This window comes from Inquilinus ginsengisoli (assembly GCF_031453975.1).
GTDB lineage: Bacteria > Pseudomonadota > Alphaproteobacteria > DSM-16000 > Inquilinaceae > Inquilinus > Inquilinus ginsengisoli_A.
The window spans coordinates 352,746-375,527 of sequence record NZ_JAVDPW010000008.1 but is presented as its reverse complement, the minus strand read 5'-3'; the positions used below and the strand labels follow the sequence as shown (position 1 = coordinate 375,527).

Annotated in this window: 22 protein-coding genes; 4 read left to right on the top strand and 18 right to left on the bottom strand. The window is 70.1% G+C overall.

Features of this window, described 5'->3' with window-relative positions:
• Position 1: 1 nt before the first annotated feature.
• From E9232_RS23550 to E9232_RS23535, 4 genes are all read right to left on the bottom strand, one after another.
• A complete protein-coding gene (locus tag E9232_RS23550) occupies positions 2-529 on the bottom strand; it encodes a tripartite tricarboxylate transporter TctB family protein (RefSeq protein ID WP_309798111.1) in 528 nt (175 codons plus the stop codon).
• The gene (locus E9232_RS23545; RefSeq protein ID WP_309798109.1) at positions 529-1,509 is read right to left on the bottom strand and encodes a Bug family tripartite tricarboxylate transporter substrate binding protein; all 981 of its coding nucleotides are present in this window, start codon (positions 1,507-1,509) and stop codon (positions 529-531) included. Before E9232_RS23545 ends, E9232_RS23550 begins: the two co-directional genes overlap by 1 nt.
• 74 nt (positions 1,510-1,583) lie before the next feature.
• Complete coding sequence (locus E9232_RS23540) at positions 1,584-2,450, bottom strand: citryl-CoA lyase (RefSeq protein ID WP_309798107.1); 867 nt, start codon at positions 2,448-2,450, stop codon at positions 1,584-1,586.
• Positions 2,447-3,646: a CaiB/BaiF CoA transferase family protein gene (locus E9232_RS23535; protein ID WP_309798105.1), complete on the bottom strand. Its 1,200-nt coding sequence runs from the start codon at positions 3,644-3,646 to the stop codon at positions 2,447-2,449. The genes E9232_RS23540 and E9232_RS23535 overlap by 4 nt, the downstream gene beginning before the upstream one ends.
• A gap of 153 nt (positions 3,647-3,799) precedes the next feature.
• Here E9232_RS23535 and E9232_RS23530 point away from each other — a divergent pair, with 153 nt between their 5' ends.
• A complete protein-coding gene (locus E9232_RS23530) occupies positions 3,800-4,489 on the top strand; it encodes an IclR family transcriptional regulator (RefSeq protein ID WP_309798103.1) in 690 nt (229 codons plus the stop codon).
• Positions 4,490-4,678: 189 nt separating this feature from the next.
• Here E9232_RS23530 and lpdA read toward each other — a convergent pair whose 3' ends face one another.
• On the bottom strand, positions 4,679-6,079 hold the full coding sequence (gene lpdA, locus E9232_RS23525) for a dihydrolipoyl dehydrogenase (protein WP_309798102.1): 1,401 nt from the start codon (positions 6,077-6,079) through the stop codon (positions 4,679-4,681).
• A gap of 106 nt (positions 6,080-6,185) precedes the next feature.
• Entirely contained in the window at positions 6,186-6,650 is a 465-nt protein-coding gene (locus tag E9232_RS23520) for a MarR family winged helix-turn-helix transcriptional regulator (protein ID WP_309798100.1), read from the bottom strand.
• A gap of 317 nt (positions 6,651-6,967) precedes the next feature.
• Here E9232_RS23520 and E9232_RS23515 point away from each other — a divergent pair, with 317 nt between their 5' ends.
• On the top strand, positions 6,968-7,807 hold the full coding sequence (locus E9232_RS23515; RefSeq protein WP_309798098.1) for an alpha/beta fold hydrolase: 840 nt from the start codon (positions 6,968-6,970) through the stop codon (positions 7,805-7,807).
• A 279-nt stretch (positions 7,808-8,086) separates the two neighbouring features.
• Here the strand turns inward: E9232_RS23515 and E9232_RS23510 are convergent, their stop codons facing one another.
• Both E9232_RS23510 and betC read right to left on the bottom strand, forming a co-directional pair.
• Positions 8,087-9,034, bottom strand: a complete 948-nt coding sequence (locus E9232_RS23510) for a choline ABC transporter substrate-binding protein (RefSeq protein ID WP_309798097.1) — start codon at positions 9,032-9,034, stop codon at positions 8,087-8,089.
• A gap of 39 nt (positions 9,035-9,073) precedes the next feature.
• Positions 9,074-10,606 (bottom strand): choline-sulfatase, encoded by a 1,533-nt coding sequence (betC, locus tag E9232_RS23505; protein ID WP_309798095.1) that lies wholly within the window; start codon positions 10,604-10,606, stop codon positions 9,074-9,076.
• A 133-nt stretch (positions 10,607-10,739) separates the two neighbouring features.
• On the opposite strand from betC, the gene E9232_RS23500 reads away from it, so the two are divergent.
• Positions 10,740-11,648, top strand: a complete 909-nt coding sequence (locus E9232_RS23500) for a choline sulfate utilization transcriptional regulator (protein ID WP_309798093.1) — start codon at positions 10,740-10,742, stop codon at positions 11,646-11,648.
• Between the two features lie 17 nt (positions 11,649-11,665).
• Here the strand turns inward: E9232_RS23500 and E9232_RS23495 are convergent, their stop codons facing one another.
• Both E9232_RS23495 and E9232_RS23490 read right to left on the bottom strand, forming a co-directional pair.
• On the bottom strand, positions 11,666-12,559 hold the full coding sequence (locus tag E9232_RS23495) for an SDR family oxidoreductase (protein WP_309798091.1): 894 nt from the start codon (positions 12,557-12,559) through the stop codon (positions 11,666-11,668).
• 125 nt (positions 12,560-12,684) lie between these two features.
• Positions 12,685-14,073, bottom strand: a complete 1,389-nt coding sequence (locus tag E9232_RS23490; RefSeq protein ID WP_309798089.1) for an FAD-binding oxidoreductase — start codon at positions 14,071-14,073, stop codon at positions 12,685-12,687.
• Between the two features lie 223 nt (positions 14,074-14,296).
• Here E9232_RS23490 and E9232_RS23485 point away from each other — a divergent pair, with 223 nt between their 5' ends.
• A complete protein-coding gene (locus tag E9232_RS23485) occupies positions 14,297-15,565 on the top strand; it encodes an MFS transporter (RefSeq protein WP_309798087.1) in 1,269 nt (422 codons plus the stop codon).
• Here E9232_RS23485 and queC read toward each other — a convergent pair.
• The 8 genes from queC to odhB form a co-directional block, all read right to left on the bottom strand.
• Positions 15,549-16,283, bottom strand: a complete 735-nt coding sequence (gene queC, locus E9232_RS23480; protein ID WP_309798085.1) for a 7-cyano-7-deazaguanine synthase QueC — start codon at positions 16,281-16,283, stop codon at positions 15,549-15,551. The genes E9232_RS23485 and queC overlap by 17 nt on opposite strands.
• Positions 16,273-16,629: a 6-carboxytetrahydropterin synthase QueD gene (gene queD, locus E9232_RS23475; RefSeq protein ID WP_309798083.1), complete on the bottom strand. Its 357-nt coding sequence runs from the start codon at positions 16,627-16,629 to the stop codon at positions 16,273-16,275. Before queD ends, queC begins: the two co-directional genes overlap by 11 nt.
• Positions 16,626-17,258 (bottom strand): 7-carboxy-7-deazaguanine synthase, encoded by a 633-nt coding sequence (gene queE / locus E9232_RS23470; protein ID WP_309798082.1) that lies wholly within the window; start codon positions 17,256-17,258, stop codon positions 16,626-16,628. Before queE ends, queD begins: the two co-directional genes overlap by 4 nt.
• Before the next feature lie 218 nt (positions 17,259-17,476).
• A complete protein-coding gene (locus E9232_RS23465) occupies positions 17,477-19,696 on the bottom strand; it encodes a xanthine dehydrogenase family protein molybdopterin-binding subunit (protein ID WP_309798080.1) in 2,220 nt (739 codons plus the stop codon).
• Between the two features lie 13 nt (positions 19,697-19,709).
• On the bottom strand, positions 19,710-20,165 hold the full coding sequence (locus E9232_RS23460) for a (2Fe-2S)-binding protein (RefSeq protein ID WP_309798078.1): 456 nt from the start codon (positions 20,163-20,165) through the stop codon (positions 19,710-19,712).
• A 131-nt stretch (positions 20,166-20,296) separates the two neighbouring features.
• The gene (locus tag E9232_RS23455) at positions 20,297-20,866 is read right to left on the bottom strand and encodes a TetR/AcrR family transcriptional regulator (RefSeq protein WP_309798076.1); all 570 of its coding nucleotides are present in this window, start codon (positions 20,864-20,866) and stop codon (positions 20,297-20,299) included.
• Between the two features lie 73 nt (positions 20,867-20,939).
• Positions 20,940-21,443 (bottom strand): YfjT/YkfB family phage-associated protein, encoded by a 504-nt coding sequence (locus E9232_RS23450; protein WP_309798074.1) that lies wholly within the window; start codon positions 21,441-21,443, stop codon positions 20,940-20,942.
• Between the two features lie 51 nt (positions 21,444-21,494).
• Positions 21,495-22,754 carry a 2-oxoglutarate dehydrogenase complex dihydrolipoyllysine-residue succinyltransferase gene (odhB, locus tag E9232_RS23445; protein WP_309798073.1) on the bottom strand — a complete coding sequence of 420 codons (1,260 nt, stop codon included), beginning with the start codon at positions 22,752-22,754 and terminating at the stop codon, positions 21,495-21,497.
• Positions 22,755-22,782 lie beyond the last annotated feature (28 nt).

Sequence of the window (22,782 nt, the reverse complement as noted above, 5' to 3'; positions counted from 1 at the left end):
CTCAATGCCCCCTGCCGCGCAGCAGCGAATCCAGGCCGTTCTCGACCCAGCCGGCGCCGATGTTGATGCCCAGCGCCTCGGCGAAGCCGAAATAGGCGATCAGGGCGAAGGCGGCGCCGATCAGGGTGTTGCGCAGGAAGGCGCGGGAGCCGAAGCCCCGCGCCACGCAGACGAACAGCAGGATCGAGGCGACGGTGAAGCCGGCGACGCCGATCAGCAGCACGTTCAGCACCAGCCCGGCGAGGACCCACAGCAGGGCCGGCATGTCGGGCGCCGTCTCGCGCTCATCCTCCGGCTGCCAGCCGCCGCGCAGGGCGGAGGCCAGCAGCGCCAGGCCCAGCAGGCCGAGGCCCGCGGCCGAGATCTTCGGCGCGATGGTCGGCCCGGCCTGGGCGTAGATCGGCGACACCGGCATCGCCATGGTCTGCCAGTAGATCACGATGGCGAGGGCGATCACGCCGAGCGCGATGACCAGCTCCCCCACCGGCCGGTGCCGCGGCACCGGCCGGTCCGCCTGCTGCCCGCTCATCAGGCCAGCCCGAGATCCTTGAGGATGCCGGCGATCCGCGCCGTCTCGGTCTCGAGGAACGCCTTGTACTCGTCGCCGAACAGCGGGATCGGGGTCCAGTCGCGGGTCTTGCAGGCCTCGGCCCATTGTGGGGCCGCGGCCAGCGCCTTGATCATCTCGATCATCGCGGCGCGCTCGGCGTCGTCGACACCCGGCGGGGCGAACACGCCGCGCCAGTTGAACAGGTCCACCGGGATGCCCTGCTCGATCAGGGTCGGGGCGTCGATGCCGGGCTGGCGCTTGTCGGCCGAGATGGCGAGGATGCGCAGCTTGCCGGCCTTGACCTGCTCGGAGAACTCGCCGTAGCCGGAGATGCCGGCGGCGACCTGGTTGCCCAGCAGCGCCGCCGTGGCCGGCCCGCCGCCGGCGAAGGCGACATAGCCCAGCTGCGACGCCTGGACGCCGACCGCCTTGGCGATCAGGCCCAGGAGGATGTGGTCGGAGCCGCCGGCCGAACCGCCGGCCACCGGCACCTTGGTGGGGTCGGCCTTCAGCGCGTCGGCGAAGTCCTTGGCGGTCTTGAACGGCGATTCCGCCGGCACCACCAGGGCCAGGAACTCGCCGGTCAGCCGGGCGATCGGCGTGGTGCTGGTCAGGTCGACCGAGCTCTTGTTGGCGACGATGGCGCCGACCATCACCATGCCGGCGACCATCAGGGCGTTGCCCTGGCCCTTCCACTGGTTGACGAATTGCGGCAGGCCGACCACGCCGCCGGCCCCGGCGACATTGGTGATCTGCACCCCGCCGACGGCGCCGGTGGCGCGCAGTACCTGCTCGATGGTGCGCGCGGTCTGGTCCCAGCCGCCGCCGGGCGCGGCCGGCACGAAGATCTTCAGCAGGTCGATGGCGGCCTCGGCCCGTCCGGCCGGCAGCAGCGTCGCCAGCCCGGCCAGCGCCGGGGCGGCGAGGGTTCCGAGCAGAAGGTGGCGTCGGTTGATCATCAGGTCTCCCCCGTGTCGATAGTGAAGCCGGACGCTCTCGGGCGTCCTTGTCCGGCGGCCGGCCGGCGCGGTTCTCAGTGTGTCGACGCCTCGTCTTGGTCCTCGCGAGGCTTGGGCACCGGCCGCGCGGGTTGGCCGGTGTAGCTCCAGATCAGGTGGCGCGGGATCGGGCCCTTGTTGCGCTCGCCCGACTGCATCTCCTCCCAGGCATGGGCCAGCACCCCGACCGACCGCGACAGCACGAACAGGCCGCGGCACAGGGGCGGGGGGAAGCCCAGCTCGGCGAACACCACGGCGGTGGCGCCGTCGATGTTCATCGGGATCGGCTTGCCCTTGCGCGCCGCCAGCACCGCCTCGACCGCGCGGGCGATGGCGGCGAAGCGCCCGGTCACCGTGCCGGCCTCGGCCGCGCGATCGACCAGGCCCAGCAGCCGCGGGGCGCGCGGGTCCAGCGGATGGAAGCGGTGGCCGAAGCCCGGCACATGCCGGATGCCGCGCGCCGCCAGGGCGTCGATCGCCTCCCCGGCCGCCCGGTGCAGCGCCTCGGGGTCGATCTCGCCCTCCGGCAGCGCGGCGGCGATCTCGCCATACAGGGCGACGCATTGCTCGCCGGCGCCGCCATGGACGTCGCCCAGGGTGTTGATGGCCGAGGCCATGGCGTTGTTGATGCCCACGCCGCAGGTGGCGGCGATGCGGGCGACGGCGATCGACGGCGCCTGCGGCCCGTGGTCGACCGCGGCGACCAGCGCCGCCTCCAGCAGCGCCGCGGCCTCGCGGCCCGGCAGCTCGCCCCGGGTCATCAGATAGACCATCTCGGCATAGGAGACGCGGCCGATCAGGTCCTCGATGGCATAGCCGCGCATGGCGATATGGCCCGGCCGCATCTCGATGATGCCGGTCGCCCACCAGTCCTGGGGCGTCTTCTCCGGACGTCCGCTCATAGTGCCCCCTCTCCCCTCAGGGCATCGATCTCGGAGGCAGAGTATCCGAGTTCGGCCAGAATCGAACCGGTATCTGCGCCCAGCGCCGGCGGCGGGCCGGATGGGGCGGGATCGCCGCTGGCGAGGCGGAAGCCGCTGCGCACCACCCGGACCGGCCGGTCGACCCCGGGCACCGTCTCGAAGCGTTGCAGCAGGCCGCGTTCGACCAGCTGCGGGTGCTCCAGCACCGCCGGCACCGACAGCACCTCGCCGGCCGGCACGCCGTGGCGGTTCAGCAGCGGCGACCATTCCGCGGCGGGCCTGTCCGCCAGCGCCGCCTCGATCTCGGCGGTCAGGGCGGCGCGATGGCGCTTGCGCTCCTCGCGCTCGGAAAACCTGGGGTCGGCGGCCAGGTCGTCGCGGCCGATCAGCCGGCACAGCGTCACGAACTGCTCCTGCTTGTTGGCGGCAATGTTCAGTAGCCCGTCGCCGGTGCGGAAGGTGCCGGACGGGGCGGCGGTCATGTTCTCGTTGCCCATCGGCCGCGGCGCCACCCCGGCGATCAGCCAGTTCGACACCGCCCAGCCCATCGCCACCAGGGTCGATTCCAGCATCGACACGTCGATCACCTCGCCCTTGCCGGTGCGGCCGCGCTGCACCAGGGCGGCGGCGACGGCGAAGGCGGCGGTGATGCCGCCCATGGTGTCGGCGACGGGATAGCCGACCCGCAGCGGCGCGCTGTCGGCGTCGCCGGTCACGCTCATCACCCCGGACAGGCCCTGGATGATCTGGTCATAGGCCGGGTTGTCGCGCAGCGGCCCGTCCTGGCCGAAGCCGGAGATGGCGCAGTAGATCAGGTCGGGCTTCGCCGCCATCAGCACGGCGGGCCCCAGGCCCAGCCGGTCCATCACCCCGGGCCGGAAGTTCTCGATCACCACATCGGCGGTGGCGACCAGCCGCTTGAAGGCGGCGACGCCCTTGGGCGATTTCAGGTTCAGGGTGATCGACCGCTTGCCGGCGTTCTGGGCCAGGAAGGACACGCCCATGTGGCGGCGGTTCAGCTCGGGGTCGGCGCCCAGCTGGCGGGCCAGATCGCCGCCCTGCGGCGTCTCGACCTTGATCACGTCGGCGCCCAGCTGGGCCAGCTGATAGCCGGCGAAGGGCCCGGCCAGCACATTGGTCAGATCGAGAACCCGCACGCCCGACAGCAGACCCAAGGTGCCCTCCCGCGGGACCGCCCTGTTTCCGGGCGGTCATTCCGACTGATAGAATGATGTTCTATTAATCTGGAATTCCGTCAGGCGCAACATCGTTCTGGCAGTCAGAACGATGTTGCGCGACACTGCGCGGGCACGGCGACGGAGGGCGGGATGACGCAGGACAGGGTCGAGGCGGTGGAGCGTGCCCTGGCGATCCTCGGCGCCTTCGATGCGGCGCAGCCGCGGCGGACGCTGGCCGAGCTGGCGGCGGCGACCGGCCTGTACAAGAGCACCATCCTGCGGCTGGCGGGGTCGCTGGAGCACTGCGGCTACCTGCTGCGCCAGGAGGACGGCGCCTGGCGGCTGGGGCCGGCGCTGGGGCGGCTGGGCACGGTCTACCGCAGCGGCTTCGACCTGGCCGACGCGATCCGGCCCGAGCTGGCGCGGCTGGTCGAGGCGACGCGCGAGACCGCGTCCTTCTATGTCCGCGACGGCGACACCAGGGTGTGCCTGTACCGCCAGAACTCGCCGCAGGCGGCACGCCACCATCTCGACGAGGGCGCGCAGCTGCCGCTGACCGCCGGCGCCAGCGCCCGCATCCTGATGGCGTTCACGGCCCCGCAGGATGCGCCAGAAGATGCGGCGAGCGCGGCGGTCCGGGCACAGGGCCATTCCGTCTCGCTGGGCGAACGCGACCCGCTGGTGGCGGCGGTGTCGGTGCCGGTGTTCGACGGCGCCGGCCGGTTCCGCGGCGCCCTGGCGGTCTCCGGCCTCGCCGCCCGCTTCGACGCCCCGGCGCGAGACCGGGCCCTGGTCCTGCTGCACGCCGCCACCGCCAGGCTGAAACCGGCGCTGGGGTAGGGGCGAGGGGGGCCACCAGAGGGAGCGCGCCGCCCCCTCTTCGTCATTGCGAGGAGGCGTAGCCGACGAAGCAATCCATGCCGGACGGCGCCATGGATTGCTTCGCTGCGCTCGCAATGACGGAGGAGAGAGGCGGGAGAGCCGACGCGTTGTGTCCCGACCGCCCTCCGAGGGCCGCCGCGGCCGGCCTCAGATATGGATCGGGCGGCCGTCGACGGCGAGGGCGGCTTCCTTGACCACCTCGTTCAGGGTCGGGTGGGCGTGGCAGGTGCGGGCGATGTCCTCGGCCGAGGCGCCGAACTCCATCGCCAGCACGCATTCGGCGATGATGGTGCCGGCCTCGGCGCCGATGATGTGCACGCCCAGCACCCGGTCGGTCTTGGCGTCGGCCAGGATCTTCACGAAGCCGTCGGTCGCGTTCATGGCGCGCGCCCGGCCATTGGCCAGGAACGGGAACTTGCCGCTCTTGTAGGCGACGCCGGCCTGCTTCAGCTCTTCCTCGCTGCGGCCGACCGAGGCCACTTCGGGCCAGGTGTAGACCACGCTCGGGATCGCGTCGTAGTTCACATGGCCCGCCTGGCCGGCCAGGATCTCGGCCACGGCGATGCCTTCATCCTCGGCCTTGTGCGCCAGCATGGGCCCGGCGATGACGTCGCCGATGGCGTAGATGCCCTCGACATTGGTGCGGAAGTGCTTGTCGGTCTTCACCCGGCCGCGCTCGTCCAGCGCCACGCCGGCCGCGTCCAGCCCCAGCCCTTCGGTGTAGGGGCGGCGGCCGATCGACAGCAGCACGTAATCGGCCTCGATGGTCTCGGCATCGCCGCCCTTGGCCGGCTCGACCGTCAGGGTGACCCCCTTGTCGGTCTTCTGCGCGGCGGTGACCTTGGAGCTCAGCTTGAACGCCATGCCCTGCTTGGTCAGGATGCGCTGCATCTGCTTCGACACCTCGCCGTCATTGGTCGGCAGGATGCGGTCGAGGAACTCCACCACCGTGACCTTGGCGCCCAGGCGGGACCAGACCGAGCCGAGCTCGAGCCCGATGACGCCGCCGCCGATCACCACCAGATGCTTCGGCACCTCCGGCAGCGACAGCGCGCCGGTCGAGGTCACGATGCGCTGTTCGTCGGCCTCGACACCCTTCAGCGGGGTCGAGTCGGAGCCGGTGGCGATGATGACGTTCTTGGCGGCGTAGGCCTTGCCCTCGACCTCGATGCGGTCCTTGGCGGTGAAGCGGGCGGTGCCCTTCAGCCGGTCGATCTTGTTCTTCTTGAACAGGAAGTCGACGCCGTCGACGTTCGACTTCACCACCTTGTCCTTGTGGCCCATCATGCCCGGCAGGTCGAGCTCGACCCCCGCGACCTTGACCCCGAAGGCGGCCAGGGCATGGCCGGCTTCTTCGAACTTCTCCGAGGCGTGCAGCAGCGCCTTGGACGGGATGCAGCCGATGTTCAGGCAGGTGCCGCCGAGGGTCGGCATCTTCTCGACGCAGGCAGTCTTGAGTCCCAGCTGGGCGGCGCGGATGGCGGCGACATAGCCGCCGGGGCCGGAACCGATCACGATCACGTCATAGGAGGCAACGGGGTCAGTCATCGCTCGCACTCAGCGTGGCGGAAAGGGTGGCCGCACCCTGCATGAGCGGGGCCGCCGCCGCAACTGCGTCGAGCGGAGTTCTGCCATCTCGCGATGATATGCGGGCCTATGGTCCGAAGCCCCGGCCGCGCTGGTCATCAAGGGCGGCTCCCAGCGCCTGGATCTCGCGGTTGAGGGCGTCGAGCTGCGGCAGCGTCAGGCCCGACCGCTGCAGCAGCGCCTCGCCCAGGCACCGGCTGCGGGCGAACAGGGCGCGACCCGCCTCGGTCAGCCGGACCTGGACCTCGCGCTCATTGTCCGGGCCGCGTCGCCGCTGCACCAGCCCGGCCGCCTCCATCCGCTTCACCAGGGGCGTGATCGTGCTCGAATCGAGGGCGAGGCGGGCGGCGATGGTGCCGATCGTCCGGCCGTCCTCCTCGCCCAGCACGTTGAGCACGAGATACTGCGGATAGGTGATGCCCATCTCGTCCAGCATCGGCTTGTACGTCCGGTTGATGGACATGGCGGTGCGGTACAGCGTGAAGCAGATCTGCTCGTCGAGCGCGAGCGGGCGGTCCTTCGGCAAGGGCATGCGGCGCCCTCCTGTTCCTGATGCGCGATCATATTTATCACGAAAAATAATATCGCGATAAAAATTTCGCTGGACGCGGGCAGAACGGTCGGCTATCTCTTTGTTTATCGCGATAATAATTATCGCGATGTAACCTATTCATTATGGTGATACCAACGGAGCCGCAGATGGTTCACAGCGAGTATGGGACGGACGGAATCTCGCGCCGGCTCGTTCTGGCGGCGGGGGTTGGACTCGCCGCCGTGGCGGCCCTGCCGCATTCTTCCCTGGCGCAGAATGGCGCCGCACCCACACGGCCAACATCGGGAGACAGCACCATGAGCAGCGGATTGTTCGCGACCAAGGACGGCACCAATATCTTCTACAAGGACTGGGGCCCGCGTGCCGCGCAGCCGATCGTGTTCCATCACGGCTGGCCGCTCAGCAGCGACGACTGGGACGCTCAGCTGCTGTACTTCCTGGGCCAGGGCTACCGCGTCGTCGCCCATGACCGGCGCGGCCATGGCCGGTCCAGCCAGACCGACACCGGCAACGAGATGGACACCTACGCCTCGGACGCGGCCCAGTTGTTCGAGCATCTCGGCCTGAAGGGCGCCGTCCATATCGGCCATTCCACCGGCGGCGGCGAGGTGGCGCGCTATGTCGCCCGGCATGGCGGCAACGGCCGGGTGGCCAAGGCAGCGCTGGTCAGCGCCGTGCCGCCGGTCATGGTGAAGTCGGAGAAGAACCCCGGCGGCCTGCCGATCGAGGTGTTCGACGGCCTCCGCGCCGCGCTGGCCGCGAACCGGGCGCAGTTCTACCGCGACCTGCCGGAAGGGCCGTTCTACGGCTTCAACCGCCCGGGCGCGAAGGTCTATCCCGGCGTGATCGACAATTGGTGGCGCCAGGGCATGATCGGCGGCGCCAAGGCCCATTACGACTGTATCAAGGCATTTTCGGAGACCGACTTCACCGAGGATCTGAAGGCGATCGAGGTGCCGGTGTTGGTCCTGCATGGCGACGACGACCAGATCGTGCCGTACGCGGACGCGGGCGTGCTCTCGGCCAAGCTGCTGAAAAACGCCACGCTGAAGATCTACAAGGGCTATCCGCACGGCATGCTGACCACCCATGCCGATGTGCTCAACGCGGACTTGCTGGCCTTCGTCAAGGGCTGACCGCCGGTCTGCCGATAAGTAAGAACCGTCATCGCGAGGCGCGCAGCGCCGTGGCGATCCAGAGGTCGGTGCCGCCGGATCGCCACGGCCCCAATCAAGTGTAAGGGCGGGGCTCGCGATGACGAGTTATTCTGGGCCTGTCGCCGGGGCGACGGCTCTCAGCGGGAGGCCGTGTTGGACGGGCGGCCGCGCATGTAGTGCCGCTCCGGGCGATAGCGCGGCTTGATCAGCTGGTCGATCCAACCCCGGATCACGGTCCACATGCGCGTCGGGCCTCCTTCAACCCTTGGTCAATGCGGCGCGGACGGCGGTGAGCCCATCCTGTCCGTCGCGGGTGGTGACACCGGCCAACCAGCCGGCGAGAAGATCGGGATGATCCTTGAGGTAGCGGGTGGCGGCGGTCTTGCCGTCCTCTCCCTGGTCCAGGATCGACCCCATGATCTGATTTTCCATCTCCACCGTGAATGTCAGCTGTGACAGCAGCCGGGCGAGATTGGGGCAATTCTGGGACAAGTCTCGCCTCGTCACGGTGTAGACGGTGGCGCCGCCGTAATTCGCGCCGAAATAGGCGTCGCCGCCGCTGAGATAGTTCAGCGGATACTTGGTGTTCATCGGGTTCGGCTCCCACGCCAGGAACACGATCCAATCCTTCTTCCGGGTGGCCCGGTCCACCTGGCTTAGCATCCCCTGCTCGCTCGATTCGACCAGGGACCAGCCGTCCAGGCCGAAATCCTTGGCGTCGATCATCTTCTGGATGTTCTGGTTGGCCGGCGCCCCCGACTCGATGCCGTAGATCTTGTGGTCGAACCGGTCGGCATGCCTGGCGAGGTCGGCGAAATCCTTGATCCCGGCCTCGGCGACATAGGCCGGCACCGCCAGCGTGAAGCGGATGCCGTCCAGATTGGGGCGGATCACCTCGATCGCCTTCTCGGCCGTCAGCGGCTCGATGAAGCGCTTCTGCGCCGGCATCCAGTTGCCGAGGAACACGTCGATCTGCTGGTTCTTCAGGCTTTCGAAGGTGACCGGCACGGCCAGGGTGTCGACCTTCTGGGTGTAGCCCAGCGGCGCCAGCAGGGTGCCGAGGATGCCGTTGGTCGAGGTGATGTCGGTCCAGCCCGGGTCGGACATGCGCACGGTGGCGCAGCTCTCGGGCTCGGCCGCCGCCGCGGGCGCCGCGGCCAGCAGCAGGCCGGCCAGGGCGAGGATGATGAGACGTGGTCCGGACATGATGCAGTCTCCCCGTTGTTATCGTTGTCGCCGGTGTCGTCAGCCGCCGCGCGTGACGCGCGGGAACCGGGCGGATGCCTCCAGGTCGTCGAGATCCATGTGGTTGCGGATGTATTGCCGGGTCGCGTCCTGGCGCGGCTGCCAGTCCCAGCCATGCGCCGCGCCCTGGCGCAGCGCGGTGTCGACGAAGTGCCGCCGCCGCTGGCTTTCGCGCACCTGCTCATGCAGACGCGGCAGGTCCCAGCGCGCCGCCACCTCGGCCCGGAAGGCGGCGATGCGGGCGGCCTCAGCTGGGTCGCCGGCGCGGTTCACCCGCTCGCCCGGATCGGTGGCGAGGTCGAACAGCTGGTCGGGGTCGGCCGGGCTGTGGATAAACTTCCAGGCGCCGCGCCTGACCATCACCATCGGCGCCACCGCGCCTTCGGCCAGGTATTCGCCATGCACCAGGTCATGGCCGCCGGTGCCGGCCAGATGCGGCAGCAGGCTGCGGCCGTCCAGCGGGGTCGGGTGCGGCGCCGCGCCTGCGGGCGAGGCGAGGTCGATCAGGGTCGGCAGCAGGTCGGCGGAGGACACGGCGGCGCCGACCCGGCGCGGGGCGAAGCGGCCGGGCGCATGCACGATCAGCGGGATGCGGCTGCCGCCCTCCAGGAAGCTCATCTTGTACCAGAGGCCGCGCTCGCCCAGGAATTCGCCGTGGTCGGACAGGATGATGGTCACCGTGTCCTCGGCCAGGCCGGTGCGGCGCAGCGCCTCCATCACCCGGCCGAACTGCTCGTCGACATAGGCGATGGCGCCGTAATAGGCGCGGCGGGCCCGGCGGGTCTGCTCCGGCGTCACCGGGGTGCGGTCCAGCTCGCACACCGCACGCAGCCGGCGCGAATGCGGGTCGTCGGCCGGCGCGTCCTCGGGCAGCGGGATGTCCTCGTCGCGATGCAGGGCCCAGTACCGCTCCGGCACCGCGAAGGGGTCGTGCGGATGGGTCAGCGACACGGTCAGGCAGAACGGCCGGTCATCGGCCGATCCCGGCACCCGGCGGACCAGGTCGTACAGCCGGCGCTCGGCCGCGAACACCACCTCGTCGTCGAAATCCAGCTGGTTGGTGCGGATGCAGGGCCCGGCGTCGAGCACCGAGGCCATGTTGTGGTACCAGCTCGGCCGCGCCTCCGGCCGGTCCCAGTCCGGGGTCCAGCCGAAATCGGCAGGGTAGATGTCGGTGGTCAGCCGCTCCTCGAAGCCATGCAACTGGTCGGCGCCGCAGAAATGCATCTTGCCGGCCAGGATGGTGCGATAGCCCTGGGCCCGCAGCCCATGGGCGAAGGTCGGCACGTCGGAGGGGAACTCGGTGGCGTTGTCATAAGCGCCGATCGCCGAGGGCAGCCGGCCGGACATGAACACGGCGCGGGAGGGACCGCAGAGCGGGCTGTTGCAATAGGCGGCGTCGAACACCACCCCGTCCCGCGCCAGCGCCGTCATCACCGGCGCCTGCACCACCCGGTTGCCATAGGCGGGCAGGGCGAAGGGCGTCAGCTGATCCGCCATCAGGATCAGGATGTTCGGTCGCCGCGCTGTCACGATCAGCCCCTCCTGGCACCGCGGCCCTGCTTGCGTCCGGGCCGGCGGCGTGTCTCAGTTCAACCGACAGGATGGGGCGCGGCCGGCCGGCCGGTGAAGACCGGCGCCGCTCATGGAGGCATTAGCTGGATTTATGGCAACGCGTCGCCGGGACCTGCCGCCCATGCCGGCGCTGCTGGCCTTCGAGGCCGCAGGCCGGTTGTCGAATTTCAGCGCCGCGGCGCGCGAGCTCGGGGCCACCCAGCCGGCCGTCTCCCATCAGATCGCCGCATTGGAGGCACGGCTGGGCACCGCCCTGTTCCGGCGGCTGCACCGCGGCGTCGCCCTGACCCCCGACGGCGAGCGGCTGCTGCAGGTGGTGACGCGTTCGCTCGACGCCATCGCCGACACCGCGGCGGAGATCCGGCAGGCGCGCGACCCCGGCGGGCTGACCGTCGCCACCGATTTCGCCTTCGCCACCTATTGGCTGCTGCCGCGGCTGGAGCGGCTGCGCGCGGCCTTGGGCGGGGTCGAGATCCGCATCCTGGCCAGCCAGGACGTGATCGACCCGCGCGACCGCGCCGTCGACGCGGTGGTCGCCTTCGGGGCGGGGCGCTGGCCCGGCTGCACCGTCGACCGGCTGTTCCCCGAGGTGGTGCTGCCGATCTGCAGCCCCGTCCTGCTGGCGCGCCTGCCGCGGATCGCGGCGCCGGCCGACCTGCTGGGGTTGCCGCTGCTGCATCTCGACAGCCCGGACCCGTCGCGCTGGCTCGACTGGCCCGGCTGGTTCCGCGGCCAGGGGGTCGAGGGCGCGCCGCAGGGCCGGTCGCTGCGCCTCAACAACTATCCGCTGGTGCTGCAGGCGGCGCTGGCCGGGCAGGGTCTGGCGCTGGGCTGGCGGCCGCTGGTCGACGACCTGCTGGCGGCGGGCCAGCTGGTGGCCGGCCTGCCCGCGCCCTACCGCACCCAGCGTGGCTATTTCCTGGCCCAGCCCCTCGCCGACCGCCCCGACCCCCTGCGCGCCGCCTTCCGCGACTGGCTGGTGGCCGAGGCCTCGGGGTAGGGCGGCCGCCGGCCAGCTCACGCTGCGGAATAGTCCATCCGCTTGAGGTCGGTGATCAGTCCCGGGCCGGTCGGGTCCCAGCCCAGCTGGTCGCGGGTCCAGGCGCTGGAGGCGCGAAGGTCCAGCCCGGCGAACATCGCAAGCCATCCGAAATGCGCCTGTGCCTCCTCAGGCGACAGGGACACCACCGGCAGGCCGAGACCCGCGCCGAGCACCGCCGCGATGTCGCGCACCGCGACGCCCTCTTCGGCGACGGCATGATACCGGGCGCCCCTGCGGCCCTTGTCGAAGGCGAGTGCGTAGAGCTTCGCCACATCGAGCACATGGGCCGCCGGCCAGCGGTTGGCGCCGTCGCCGACATAGGCCACGGCGCCCTTCTGCCGCGAGATCGCGATGAGGGGCGTGATCAGCCCCTGCCGGACCGGATCATGGACCTGCGGCAGCCGCACCACGCGCACGTCAACGCCCGCCTCCAGCAGCGCCTGGCCCGCCAGCTCGGAGGCGATGCGCGGATTGGGGTGGCTCCGGTCGAGCACATCTTCCGTCGCGAGGCCGCCCAGCCCGGCACCGCCCATCCCGGTGCCCGATGTGATGATGAGGGGCCGGTCGGAGCCCTTGAGCGTGGTGCCCAGGGCTTCGATCACCCGCCGGTCCTTCTCGCAGTTCGCGACGAAATGCGCGAAGTCGTGATCGAAGGCGGTGTGGATCACGGCGTCCGCCTGTGCCGCCCCGGCGCGCAGGCTGTCGAGATCCTCGAGGGTGCCGCGATGCGCCTCCGCACCGGCGGCCGCGAGGGATTGCGCGCCGGCATCGGATCGTGTCAGGCCCAGGACCTGGTGCCCGGCGGCCAGCAGCTCGGGCACGATGCGGGATCCGATGAAGCCGGTCGCGCCTGTGAGAAACACTCGCATGGGAGACTCTCCGATTGGTTCGGAGAGTCATGTCGCTCCATAGTTGATCCTATTAAAGTCGTGAGATTATACAGGTATAATCATTAACAGGCTTACCATAGCCGCCGTGCCGAACCGGGCGCGGTTCAGCGCGCCGGCGCCACGTTCTGGTTGAGGCTGAAGAAGTTGGTCGGGTCGTATTTGGTCTTCAGCGCCACCAGCCGGGCGTGGTTGGCGCCGAAGGCCGCCTGGATCGTGGTCGGGGCCTCCTCGCCGAGGAAGTTCAGGAGGTAGCCGCCGCTGGAATGGGGCTGCAGCGCGTCCCATGCCTCGCGGACCCAGGCGATGTGCTGCTGGGCCTCGGCCGCGTCGGTCCACTGCGCCGTGATCCCGACATTGAACTCCGACTGGCGCTGGGCGAAGGCAGTGTCGCCAGGGGCGACCCGGCCGGCGGCGCCGCCGTAGAACTCGACCAGGGCGCCGGACAGCGGCGACGTCGCGCGGTTGCCGTGCTCGACGATCAGGTCGATGACCTCGTCGCTCAGATCCGCCAGGAAGGTCGACTTCCAGTAGTTGTAGGTGCCGTCCGGGAAGGACCCGTCGGCCAGCTGCTGCATCGCTGGGAACGGCATCGGCTGCACGATGTCGAGGAATGGCGTGCCGAAGCCGCGCAGCGGCTGCAGCAGCTTCTCGCCCTCCGCGATGTCGCCGCTGTAGCACAGGGCCACGGCGGCGGCCGGCATGCCGTCCGGGGTCGAGATCAGGCCGCAATAGGCGGTCAGCTCGTCCGGCGCGGTGGCCATGAAGCCGCGATAGTGGCGCAGCAGCGCCGCCGCCTGGTCGCGCGGGTACAGGACCAGCCCGCCGAGCACGATCGAGACCGGATGCGCCTGGAACAGGAACGAGGCGACGATGCCGAAATTGCCGCCGCCGCCGCGCAGGCCCCAGAACAGGTCTGGATTGGAGTCGGCGCTGGCGGTGACGATCTCGCCCGCGGCGGTGACGACCTCGCAGGACAGGATGTTGTCGCAGGTCAGGCCGTGCTTGCGCACCAGCCAGCCGACGCCGCCGCCGAGGGCGAGGCCGCCGATGCCGGTGCGCGAGACCACGCCGGTCGGGACCGCCAGGCCGTGCAGATGGGTCTCGCGGTCCAGGTCGCCCAGCGTCGCCCCGCCCTGCACCCGCACCGTCCGCTGCTGCGGGTCGACGAAGACGGCCTTCATCGCCGAGAGGTCGATGACGATGCCGTCGTCGCACACCGCCCGGCCGCCGACATTGTGGCCGCCGCCGCGGACCGCGACCAGCAGGTCGTTGTCGCGGGCGAAGTGGACGGCGCGGACGATGTCGGCCACGCCCTGGCAGCGGGCGATCAGGCCGGGATGCTTGTCGATGCTGACGTTCCAGATCCGCCGCGCCGCGTCGTAGCCGGCGCCCTCGGGCTGGATCACCGCGCCGCTGAACCCTTCCGCAAACGCCGCGATCAGCGCCGTGTCGATGACGGCGCCGTCGCGCCGCTTCAGCCTTGGAGTCGTCATGCTTTTCCTCGCCGGGATCGATCGGTTGAGGACCAAGCGTGTCGCCGCTCCGTTACGTCGTGATGTCCTCATCGGGGCATCGGGTTACGGCTGTAGGCGAGGTTTGTCCGGGATGCCTTGTTGTGGGGACCTCAACCGACGTCCCGCCGATTGCATCGGCATGGCAGATACACCGGTCCCGACGCGTTGACAGTGCCCGGCAAAGCAGACCACTTGGCATCCCATGGTCTCTGACACTCCCGCCGCCACGACCTCGACCGAAGCGGCCCATTGGCGGCAGAATCTCTATGTCTGCCTGTTCGGGTCGTTCACGACCATCATCGCCATGACGCTGCTGCTGCCGTTCCTGCCGCTCTATGTCGAACATCTCGGCGTGCGGTCGCCCGCGGCGATCGTGCAATGGTCCGGCGTCGCCTTCGGCATCACCTTCCTGGCCGCGGCGCTGGTGTCGCCGCTATGGGGCCGGCTGGCCGACCGCTATGGCCGCAAGCTGATGCTGGTGCGCGCCAGCCTGGGCATGGCCGTGGTGATGTCGATGATGGGGCTGGCGCACAATGTCTATGAGCTGGTGGCGCTGCGGCTGCTCACCGGCCTGGCCGGCGGCTATGCCTCCGGCGCCGTCATCCTGGTGGCGATGCAGACGCCGAAGGACCGCTCCGCCTGGGCGCTCGGCACGCTGTCGATCGGCGTCATGGCCGGCAGCTTCGTCGGGCCGCTGGTGGGCGGCGTGCTGCCGGACCTGATCGGGCTGCGGCAGACCTTCTTCGCCGCCGGCGGCACCATCTTCATCGCCTTCCTGGCGACCTGCTTCCTGATCCGCGAGGATCACGGCGCGCTGGCCGCCCGGCGAGCCTCCGGCGCGCCGCGCATCGGCACCTGGGCGGCGATCCCGGACCGGCGCCCGGTCCTGGCCATGCTGGCGACGGCGCTGATGCTGATGTTCGCCAACATGTCGATCGAACCGATCATCACCGTCTATGTCGCCCAGCTGGTGCCGGAGGGCGGGCGCATCGCCCTGATGTCGGGGTTGGTGATGGCGGCGGCGGCGCTGGCCAGCATCATCGCCGCCCCGCGCATCGGACGGCTGGCCGACCGGATCGGCGCCTGGGGCGTGGTGATCGGCTGCCTCGCCGCCTGCGCCCTGCTGCTGATCCCGCAGGCCTTCGTCACCGATGCCTGGCAGCTGGTGGGCCTGCGCTTCCTGATGGGGCTGGCGCTGGCCGGGCTCTTGCCCTCGATCACCTCGCTGATCCGCCACAGCGTGCCGGACACGGTGACGGGCGGCGTGCTGGGCTATTCCCAGTCGGCCCAGTATCTCGGCCAGATCACCGGCCCGCTGGTCGGCGGCTTCGTCGGTGCGCAGTTCGGCATGCGCTCGGTGTTCTTCGCCACCAGCGCGCTGATGCTGGCCGGGGCGGTCGCCAACTGGGCGATCCACCGCAGCCTGCAGCGCCGGCCGTCGCCGGCCGGGTCGGCTAGCAGCGCACGGTGACGCCGGCGGCGGGGGCGGCGCGGTAACGGCGCCAGCCCTCGGCGCGCAGCTTGCAGGCCGGGCACTCGCCGCAGCCATGGCCCCACAGGTGGGACGTGCCGCGGTCGCCGCGATAGCAGCTGTGGGTCTCGTCTCGGATCAGCTCGACCAGCGCGGGGCCGCCCAGCGATGCCGCCAGCCGCCAGGTCTCGGCCTTGTCGATCCACATCAATGGGGTGTGGACGACGAAGCGCCGGTCCATGCCCAGGTTGAGTGCCAGCTGCATCGCCTTCATGGTGTCGTCGCGGCAGTCGGGATAGCCGGAGAAGTCGGTCTCGCAGACGCCGACGACGATGTGGCGCAGGCCGCGGCGATAGGCCAGGGCGGCGGCGAAGCTCAGGAAGATCAGGTTGCGGCCGGGTACGAAGGTGTTCGGCAGGCCGCTGTCCTCCATCGCGATCTCGACGTCGCGGGTCAGCGCCGTCTCGCTGACCTCGCCGAGCGCCGCGAGATGCAGCAGCTGGTCGGGGCCTAGCCGGCCCGCCCAGTCGGGAAACTCGGTGCGGAACACCTCGAGGATACTGGGTCGGACGTCGAGCTCGACCCGGTGCCGCTGGCCGTAGTCGAAGCCTACCGTCTCCACCCGCTTGAAGCGGTCGAGCGCCCAGGCCAGGCAGGTGGCCGAATCCTGGCCGCCGGAGAACAGCACCAGGGCGCCGTCCTTCTTGTTAGTGACCATCGTATTCCGCCCAGCAAAGGGGTGTCTCATAGACCGCGACGGCAGACAGCAGCGGCAGCATGGGCTTGGTCCGCGTCCAGATCCACATCGCGATGTGCTCCGCCGTCGGGTTCTCCAGGCCTTCGATCTCGTTCAGGCAATAATGGTCCAGCCGGGCCAAGAGCGGCGCGAAGGCGGCCTCGACATCGAAGAAGTCGACCACGAAGCCGGTGACCGGGTCGACCGGGCCGTCCAGCCGCAGCTCGACCCGGTAGGAATGGCCATGCATCCGGTGGCAGCGATGGGTCGCCGGCACATGCGGCAGCCGGTGCGCCGCCTCGAAGGTGAAGGCCTGGGTGATCCTCATGGAATACCGATCAGCTTATGGGTCTGCAGGCTCAGCCGCCATTGCGGGTGGGCGAGGCAATGGGCCACCGCGGCGGCGGTGTTCGCCACCCGGTCGGGCCCATCCATCGGCTGCAGCCAGAAATGGGTGAAATCGAGACCCGACACCGCGTCCGGCATCAGGCCGGGCTGCGGGAACACCAGCTTCAGCTCGTCGCCGCGGCGGGCGACCAGCGGGGCGCCGGCCTTGGGGCTGACGCAGACCCAGTCCAGCTCGGCCGGCGGCTCGATGGTGCCGTTGGTCTCGACCGCCGCGGTGAAGCCGCGCGACCGCACGGCCGTGAGCAGGGTGGGGTCGAGCTGCAGCAGGGGTTCGCCGCCGGTGAAGACGACGAAGCGGTCGGCCGCCGCCCCGGCCCAGCAGGCCTCGATGGCGTCGGCCAGAGCCTCGGCGTCGTCGAAGCGGCCGCCGCCCAGCCCGTCGGTGCCGAGGAAATCGGTGTCGCAGAACTTGCACACGGCCCCGGCCCGGTCCGCCTCGCGGCCGGTCCACAGGTTGCAGCCGACGAAGCGGCAGAACACCGAGGCCCGCCCGGCGTTGCGGCCCTCGCCCTGGAGGGTCTTGAAGATCTCTTTGACGACGTAGCCCATGCCACCAATCCGGCGATGCCAGGCGGGCCTGACGATCGGGGCCGCGCCTTCCGCGAGGCGCGTTTGTAGACCTTTTGTTCCGCGGGGTCAGGTGCGAATTGCCACGGAGCCCGCCGAGTCGCGCAATCCAGGGCAGCGCCGGCGCCGGAAACAGATCACGGCCCGCGGGTGAGCGCGGGCCGTGATCCGGGTTCAGCCGATCCGTTGCGGCCGACGGCTCAGGTGCTGGTCAGCTTGCTCAGGTCCAGCGGCAGCGACCGCAGCCGCTGCCCGGTGGCGGCGAAGACGGCGTTGCCGATCGCCGGGGCCAGCCCCGGCACGCCGGGTTCGCCGATGCCGGTCGGCGCCTCGCCCGATGCCACGATGTGGACCTCGACCTTCGGCATCTCCGACATCCGGGTCGGCTCATAGGTGTCGAAATTGGCCTGCTCGACCTCGCCGTCCTTCAGCGTGATCTTGTTGCGCAGGACCACGGACAGGGCGAAGCCGACCGAGCCCTCGACCTGGGCCCGGATGACGTCGGGGTTGACCGCGATGCCGCAATCGACCGCCGCCACCACCCGCTCGACCTTCAGCGCGCCGTCCTTGACCGAGACGTCGGCGACCGTCGCGACATAGGTGCCGAAGGACTGGTGCACGGCGACGCCGCGTCCCGTCCCGGCCGGCATGGCCTGGCCCCAGCCCGCCTTCTCCGCCGCCAGGGCCAGCACGCCGACATGGCGCGGCTGGTCCTTCAGCAGCGCGGTGCGGAAGGCCACCGGGTCCTGGCCCGCGGCATGGGCCAGCTCGTCGACCATGGTCTCCACCGCATGGGCGGTGTGGGTGTGCCCGACCGAGCGCCACCACAGCACCGGCACGCCCTCCTTGGCGTTGTGCACCGTCGCGGTCAGGTCCGGCACGGCATAGGCGGTGTCCGACGCGCCCTCGATGCTGGTGGCGTCGATGCCGTCCTTCACCGCGAAGGCCTCGAACGAGGTGCCGATCATGATCGACTTGGCGACCACCACATGGTCCCAGCCGCTGATGGCGCCGGCGGCGTCGATCCCGGCGCGGACCTTGTGGTAGGCCATCGGCCGGTAGTAGCCGGCCTTCATGTCGTCCTCGCGCGTCCGCATCAGGTGGATCGGCGCCTTCATGCCGGTGGCCTTGACGATCATCGCCGTCTCGGCCGCGTAATCCGCGGTCGGGGTGGCGCGCCGGCCGAAGGAGCCGCCGGTGTAGGTCGAGTTGATCGTCACCTGATCCGGCTTCAGGCCGAGGATGGCGGCGATGGTGGCCTGCTCGACGGTCTGGAACTGCGACCCGGCCCACCACACCGCGCCGTCGGCCGTCGGCTCCAGCACGCCGTTCAGCGGCTCCATCGGCGCATGGGCGAGGTATGGGAACTCGAACTCCGCCTCGACCACCTTGGCCGCCTTCTTCAGCGCCGCCTCGGCATCGCCGCGCTTGGCCGCGGTCAGGCCCGGCGTCTGCGCCGCGGCCTTGTAGCCGGCCATGATCGCATCGCTGGACTGGCCTTCGCCCGCGGCCGCATCCCATTCGATCTTCAGCGCCTCGCGGCCCTTCATCGCCGCCCAGGTGTCCTGGGCGACCACGGCGACGCCGGTCGGGATGGTCACCACGTCGACCACGCCCGGCACCTGCTTCGCCGCCGCGGCGTCGACGCTCTTTGGCGTGCCGCCGAAGCGCGGCGGGTGGGCGACCAGCGCGGTCAGCTGGCCGGGACGGCGCACGTCGATCGAGAAGCCGGCCTTGCCGGTGATCTTGGCCGGCGTGTCCAGCCGCGGCACGCGGGTGCCGATCAGGGTGAAGGCCTTGGGGTCCTTCAGCGTGACCTCGGCCGGCGGCGTCAGCGTCGCGGCCTGGGCCGCCAGCTCGCCGAAGCGGGCCGACTTGCCGGAGGCGGCATGGGCGACGACGCCCTTCAGCACGGTGATCTCACCAGCCGGCACCTTCCAGGCGGCCGCCGCCGCGGCCACCAGCAGGGCGCGGGCGGTGGCGCCGGCCTTGCGCAGCTGGTCCCAGGAATTGGCGGTGGAGGTCGACCCGCCGGTGCCCTGGATCGGCCCGAACAGCGTGTTGTTGTAGGTCTTGGCGTCCGCCGGGGCGAAGCCGAAGCGCATCTGGCCCCAGTCAGCGTCCAGCTCCTCGGCGACGATGGTGGTCAGGCCGGTGGTGACGCCCTGGCCCATCTCGCAATGCTTGATCAGCACCGTCACGGTGTCGTCGGCCGCGATGCGGACGAAGGCGTTGGGGGCGAAGGGCGCGTCCCCGGCCGCGGCCATGGCGCGGCGGACGAGGGGCAGGTGGGTGGCGATCACCAGCGCGCCGCCCAGGGCGCTGGCGCCCTTGAGGAAGGAACGGCGGTTCGGCGCGGCGGGCTCGGCGGCGACGCTGGACGCGGCGAGGGCCGAGGTGGCGATTGGCTTGGCGAACATGGATGCGTCCTCCCTATGCCAGCGTCGACGCGGCGTCGTGGATCGCCGCGCGGATGCGCTGATAGGTGCCGCAGCGACAGATGTTGCCGTCCATCGCCGAGACGATGTCGTCATCGGTCGGCTTCGGCGTCTGGGTCAAGAGGCCGATCGCCGACATGATCTGGCCGGACTGGCAGTAGCCGCACTGCACCACGTCCAGCTTGGTCCAGGCGGCCCGCACCGCTTCGGCGACCTTGCCGGAGACGCCCTCGATGGTGGTGACCTTGCTGTCACCGACATCGCCGACGAAGGTCTGGCACGACCGCACCGGCTGGCCGTCGAGATGCACGGTGCAGGCGCCGCACAAGGCCTGGCCGCAGCCGAACTTGGTGCCGGTCATCGTGAGGTGGTCGCGCAAGGCCCACAGCAGCGGCATCTGGGGATCGATGTCGAGCTCGTGGTCCGCGCCATTGATGTTCAGTTTCACCATGGTCGATGTCCCAATTTGAGTGTGCGGTGCAAGGAACCGGGCACCGCGCCGAGGCTGGTCCTGTCCGCTCTGATCAGGCGGATCTTTGTCCTAGATCGAATGTTCGATCTGGTTCCGGTCAAAAAATCGACTCAACGGGCCACTGCGCGCCAGCAGCCCTCGGCAATGTCGTCCAGCGCCGCGTCGTCCAGCGGCGTCTCCGTCGTCCGCTTGGCCAGGCGTGCCGCCACCGCGAAGGTCAGGTCCTGGACGATGTCCGACGGCAGGGCCTTGAACGGGCTGCTGCCGTCGCTCAGGCTCAGCCGTTGCGCCAGGCAGGCGAAGTTCGGGTCCTCGGCCGCCAGCGCCGCCAGTTCGACGGGCCGGTGATAGGGAGAGTTCTCGTACTGGTCGAGGAACTGGGCCTCCTGCCGATGCGTGCGGTAGAACGCATAGGCGTTCAGCCAGGTGCGCTTGAACGTCTCCTTCGGCGAAAGACCCTCGAAATCGCCCTGCACCAGGGCCCGCCCCTTCACCGCCTTGACCTCGCTGTAGAGGTCGCGGATCAGCTCGTCCTTGCTGGTGAAGTAGTGGTAGATCACCCCCGGACTGGCGCCCGACCGCTTGGCCACCAAGGACATCGGCGTGTCGTGGAAGCCACGCTCCGCCACCAGCTCCAGGGTTGCCTTCAGGATCGCGCCGCGTTTGCTGTCGCCATCCATGAATTGTACTCGATCGAACGTTCGTTCTAGTTAGCCGGCAAGCCGCTTCGCTGTCAAGAACGACGGCGGGCCGTCAGCCCTTGCCGCAGTCGAGGATGCCGTTCAGTGCGGCGCCGGAACCGGCGAGGGTGAAGGGCTCGGCCACGGCCGGGTCGGCCAGATCGACGCGCAGCGTCTTGCCGTGGCGCAGCGCCTCGACCAGCGCCTTCATCTGGTCGGCGGTGTAGGCCTTGCCCGGGCGCCAGTCGAAGCTGGTCGACGCCTCCTCGACCGTGGCCGTCATCGGCACCGGCATCGGCTTGTCGTTGACGCGGAAGGTGACGGTCGCCTTCGGCCCGGCCACCGCAAGCTTGCGCGGCACCGAGAACAGCACATAGGGGCCGGTGGGGGCCGCCGATCCCGCCACGCCCACCATCTCGGCGCAGTAGACGCCGAGATGGGCGCCGCCGGCATTGGTCAGGCCGGCGTAAAAGGTGCCGAGATGGTAGTTGGTGCCCCAGCCCTCGGCCTCCTGTGCGCCGGCGGCGGCCGTGGCGGCAAGCAGGACAGGCAGGGCGAGGACGGCGGCGCGGACCAAGGCGGGGCTCCGAAACGAAGAAGGGCACGCCCAGCGTGCCCTTCGTGACGATCACATGTCGAGTAGGATGCGCTGGGGATCCTCCAGGCACTCCTTGGCCCGGACCAGGAAGGTCACGGCCTCGCGCCCGTCGATGATGCGGTGGTCGTAGGACAGGGCCAGGTACATCATCGGCCGGATCTCGACCTTGCCGGCCACCGCCATCGGCCGCTCCTGGATCTTGTGCATGCCTAGGATGGCGGATTGCGGCGGGTTCAGGATCGGCGTCGACATCAGCGAGCCGTAGACCCCGCCATTGGAGATGGTGAAGGTGCCGCCGGTCATGTCGGCGATCGACAGCTTGCCGTCGCGCGCCTTGCGGCCGAGGTCGCCGATGGTCTTCTCGACCTCGGCGAAGGACAGGGCGTCGGCGTCGCGTACGATCGGCACCACCAGCCCGTTCGGCGTGCCGACCGCGACCCCGATGTCGTAGTAGTTCTTGTAGACCAGGTCGTCGCCGTCGATCTCGGCGTTGACCGCCGGCAGCTCTTTCAGCGCGACGATGCAGGCCTTCAGGAAGAAGGACATGAAGCCCAGCTTCACGCCGTGCTTCTTCTCGAAGCTGTCTTTGTACTGGTTGCGCAGCGCCATCAGCGCCGTCATGTCGACCTCGTTGAAGGTCGTCAGCATGGCGGCGTTGTTCTGGGCCTGCTTCAGCCGCGAGGCGATGGTCTTGCGCAGCTTGGACATGCGCACCCGCTCTTCCCGGTCCTTCTGCGGCCGCGGGCCGCTGTCGGGGCGGGTGAAGGCAGGGATCTCGATAGTGCTGCCGGTCGCAGGCGCGGCCGCCGGCTTGGTGCCCGAGGCGGCGGCGTTCTGCGCGTCCTCCTTCAGGATGCGCCCGCCCTTGCCGCTGCCGGCGATGGCGGCGGCGTCGAGGCCGGTCTCGGCGATGATCTTGGCCGCCGACGGCATCACGATCGGGGCGTCGCCACCATTCACCTTGGCAGCCGGGGCGGCCGCGGCAGGCTTGGCCGCAGGGGCCGGGGCAGCAGCCTCGGCCTTCGCCGCCGGCTTGGCGGCCGGGGCGCCGGCACCTTCGCCGATGCTGCCCAGCAGGGCGCCGACCTCGACATTGGCGCCTTCCTCGGCCGTCACCGATTCCAGCACGCCGGCCGCGGTGGCGTTGACCTCGAGCGTCACCTTGTCGGTCTCGAGCTCGACCAGGGGTTCATCCATGGCGACCGCCTCGCCCGGCTTCTTCAGCCAGCGGGCGACGGTGGCCTCGGTCACCGATTCGCCCAGCGCGGGCACCTTGATCTCGACGCTCATAGAGTCTCCATTCCTTCGACCGGGGCGG